Below are 3,221 nucleotides of genomic sequence, written 5' to 3'. Positions count from 1 at the left end.
AACCCAACACCGTTCACCTGGACCAAGACGGCCGAGGAGATCCTCGACTCCCTCGCGCGTTTCTGCCAACGAATCTCCGGCGCAGGACACTAGTAGTACTTCGTCAGGTTGATTTGATCTCGGGAATTGGCTTCGTCATGCTGCTCCTGTGGACTTGGGCGAGATCGAGCAACTCCGGTACGAGCTGGCCGCGTTCGTGACTGAGGTGTTCGCGTCGGTGCCGCGCCGAGATCAGCGGGCGAAGGGCGACTGATATCTGCGCGGGTTGATGCTGGACGGCCGGAGGAAGTCGATCCAGCCGATGGCCGAGCGGCTGCCGGACGGCGACATGCAGGCCCTGCAGCAGTTTGTGAACCAGTCGCCGTGGGACCACGCCGCGGTGTTGCGGGCGGTGGCTGTCAAGACGGTCCCGGCGGTGGGTCCCGAGGTGTGGGTGATCGACGACGTATCGTTCCCCAAGGACGGGAAGATGTCGGTGGGGGTGGCCCGGCAGTGGTGCGGAGCTTTGGGCAAGCAGTCCAACTGTCAGGTTGCGGTGAGACGATGCCGGGCGTCGGGCGATGTTGACGTGACGGAAGTTGGTCTCCAGGTCCCTTTCGTACGTGACGCGGGACCGCCGTACCTGCCGAGCGAGTGCGACGCAGCCGACTCCCATGACGGCTGTTTCCGCAGCGGCAGCGGCGGTTCGTCCGGAAGCGATGCGTGGAGGCCAGGCCACGCCCCCAAAAGCCGGCTTCACTCACTCGGGTGATCGGCCGGTTCGGCGCGCCGGTTGCTTCTAGGCTTCGGGCATGCCCTGGAACTGGATGCAGATCAGACTTCACCCGCCAACGGCCAGCAAGGCCGGATACGGCGAAGCAGCCCTCGGCAAGGGCGGACTGACGTACCAGGAGGCACGCCACGAGGTGCATGTCGTCCTGCTGGCTATGGCGCAACTGCCAATGCAGACTGCTGCCGCGTACGCCAAGGCGGCCGACCTGTGGAGCCGTGGCGTCCCCGATGACGTACTGGCCGCCGGACTCCTGGTCTCGCGGGTGTACGAGTACGGGCGGCTGCCGGGTGAGACGGCGGACCGGGCAGCCCACGTACTGATGGAGGAGTTCAGCATGAACACAACCGGGGAGCCGCACCGGGTGATCCTGTCAGCCAGCTCCCCGGGTGGCCACTCGAAGCCCTGACAAACAGCCAAAGCACAACGATCCTGCCACCGGTCCTGCTGATGGCCCGGTCAACACCAGTTCACGGCGGTCCTGGTCAGCCCCGTCAGGATTATGTGACGGACTGCAGAGACGTGAAGGCCCAGCCCGGCGCAGCGCCGTCGCTCCTCTGGCGACTCTGGAGATGGTGATGGAGCAGAATGAGCAGGACGCCCGCCCGCTGGAATCGAGCGCACGTCTCCGGTCCGCTGCAGATGAGTGCGGGCACTGGGTACGGACGCCCGGCTCATAGCCCAATCGCGGACTTCGGCCCCATGTACGAACCAGCTCCAGGGAACCCGTCCCGGCACAAGTTCACGAACAGGTCGCTGAATCCCAGGGCGGACAGGTCATCCAGCGCAACGAATTCGACGCCTCGGATCGGCCGCGTGTCCGCGCTCTCCTCAACGGACCCGATCTCCCCGCCCACGAGGCGGGCCTCGAAGGTGATGTGGAGGACACGAGTATCAGTGTTGTCACACAGATACAGCAGCCGGCCCACTTCCACTTCGGCGCCGGTCTCCTCACGCATTTCCCTGACCAGTGCCTGTTCCAGCGTTTCGCCGTCCTCGGCTTTGCCTCCGGGCAAGGACCAATTTCTGGGCCCGTCGGTGTCCTGGTCCAGCACCAGAAGCCTGCCGTGCTCCATGAGGATGCCGGTCACGCGTGTATCCATCCGCCGACGATATCGGCCACGGACCCGGCCTGAGGCGGACACCGATGAACCGCCCGAGACCTTCTACAGGGCTCCAGCAGTGAGGACGAGGAGCTTTGCAAGCCCCGGGAAGCCAGCGGTCGTCTGCGGCAGCGGGCGGCCCGTGAACTGCTGGATCAGCAAGTGCTCGCGCGAGCAGGGGCGTCGGATCACCCGCTCCAGCAGGATGCACCTCCAGGCCGCTGTCGGCATTCAGTACCGGACGGCGGCCAGCTCCAGAACGCACGGAACCCGCCCCGCGATTGTCGCGGGGCGGGTTCCGTGTAGGTGCAAGCTGCTCAGGCAGGGGTGATGTTCTCCGCCTGGGGGCCCTTCTGGCCCTGGGTGACGTCGAAGTTCACCTTCTGGCCTTCCTGGAGCTCACGAAAGCCCGAACTGGCGATGTTGGAGTAGTGGGCGAAGACATCGGGGCCGCCGCCGTCCTGCTCGATGAAACCGAAGCCCTTTTCCGAGTTGAACCACTTGACGGTTCCGCTGGCCATTTTGCCCTCCAAGGGGACTGGAATTCGGCTCCCACACCGTGCGGGAGCCGGAGGTGATCGCCTTGGTCCTCAGAGAATCTGAACAGCAGAAACGCCCGTGGGAACGCTCACGGGCGACCAGTACTTCGGAACCATGACAGCTGACGCTGACGGTACACCGGCAGTTCCGCCTTCATGGCGGGAACGCTCAAGTGAGGAGAATCTCAAGCCGTCACATCCCAGGCCCCGGTGCCTCGCCGCATGGGATGGCCAGCAGCGCGTCGGCCGGTTCGAGCCGACCAGCCAGGCTTGGTCGGAGTGTGGCCAAGGACGTCTCCAAGCCCCCGGCAGATCCGGGAATGGTCGTGCGCCGCCTGCGGATGCGGTGCACGGCCGGGACCACAATCCCGCGACGAACGTGACAACGGCCGCCGGACTGGCGGTCACAGCCTGTTGAGCGCAGGTCAGACCAGGGAACATCCTGGTACAACGCGACGAAGCAGGAAGCGAAGTCAAGAAGTCGTCGACTCCCACCTGATCACCTCTCAGATCCTCTCCCTGATGGGAGCAGGTCCGAAGCCGATCAGTCATACCCGCGCACTGGCAGCACTCGTGCCCCAGAGAGCGGTAGTGCTGTGACCGGAAACGATCAACGAGGTGCGCGGTCAGCGGGGCAGAGAGGCGATGATGTGGGGATGACCGCCGGCTCACGCGCCCATTCGTTCAACGCGGCCGCTGACCAGTACGCGGCTAGCCTCGCCGTTTCACTTGGTGTGTGGTCAGATTTCTGTGCGGCGACGCGAAAGTGCCTTCTGAGCTGGGACGATGAACCTTGTCGAGGGGTTCTGT

Annotated in this window: 3 protein-coding genes and 1 pseudogene; 2 read left to right on the top strand and 2 right to left on the bottom strand. The window is 64.9% G+C overall.

Annotated elements, in window-relative coordinates; translation table 11 throughout:
* Nucleotides 1–148: 148 nt before the first annotated feature.
* A pseudogene (locus ACIQCZ_RS42475) lies at nucleotides 149–649 on the top strand (transposase); the annotation flags it as partial.
* 142 nt (nucleotides 650–791) lie between these two features.
* A complete protein-coding gene (locus tag ACIQCZ_RS42470; protein ID WP_385132334.1) occupies nucleotides 792–1,178 on the top strand; it encodes a hypothetical protein in 387 nt (128 codons plus the stop codon).
* Nucleotides 1,179–1,443: 265 nt separating this feature from the next.
* Here the strand turns inward: ACIQCZ_RS42470 and ACIQCZ_RS42465 are convergent, their stop codons facing one another.
* On the bottom strand, nucleotides 1,444–1,860 hold the full coding sequence (locus ACIQCZ_RS42465) for an NUDIX domain-containing protein (protein WP_402291566.1): 417 nt from the start codon (nucleotides 1,858–1,860) through the stop codon (nucleotides 1,444–1,446).
* Between the two features lie 329 nt (nucleotides 1,861–2,189).
* Complete coding sequence (locus ACIQCZ_RS42460) at nucleotides 2,190–2,393, bottom strand: cold-shock protein (RefSeq protein WP_010982331.1); 204 nt, start codon at nucleotides 2,391–2,393, stop codon at nucleotides 2,190–2,192.
* Between the last annotated feature and the right edge of the window lie 828 nt (nucleotides 2,394–3,221).

The organism is Streptomyces sp. NPDC093149 (genome assembly GCF_044754145.1).
Lineage (GTDB): Bacteria > Actinomycetota > Actinomycetes > Streptomycetales > Streptomycetaceae > Streptomyces.
The sequence above is the reverse complement of the archived record's forward strand: the minus strand, read 5'-3'. Positions and strand labels throughout refer to the sequence as shown.

Bases quoted from the DNA above. Each gene is read 5' to 3' on its own strand.
- ACIQCZ_RS42470 (WP_385132334.1), top strand. From the start codon at position 792: ATGCCCTGGAACTGGATGCAGATCAGACTTCACCCGCCAACGGCCAGC.
- ACIQCZ_RS42460 (WP_010982331.1), bottom strand. From the start codon at position 2,393: ATGGCCAGCGGAACCGTCAAGTGGTTCAACTCGGAAAAGGGCTTCGGT.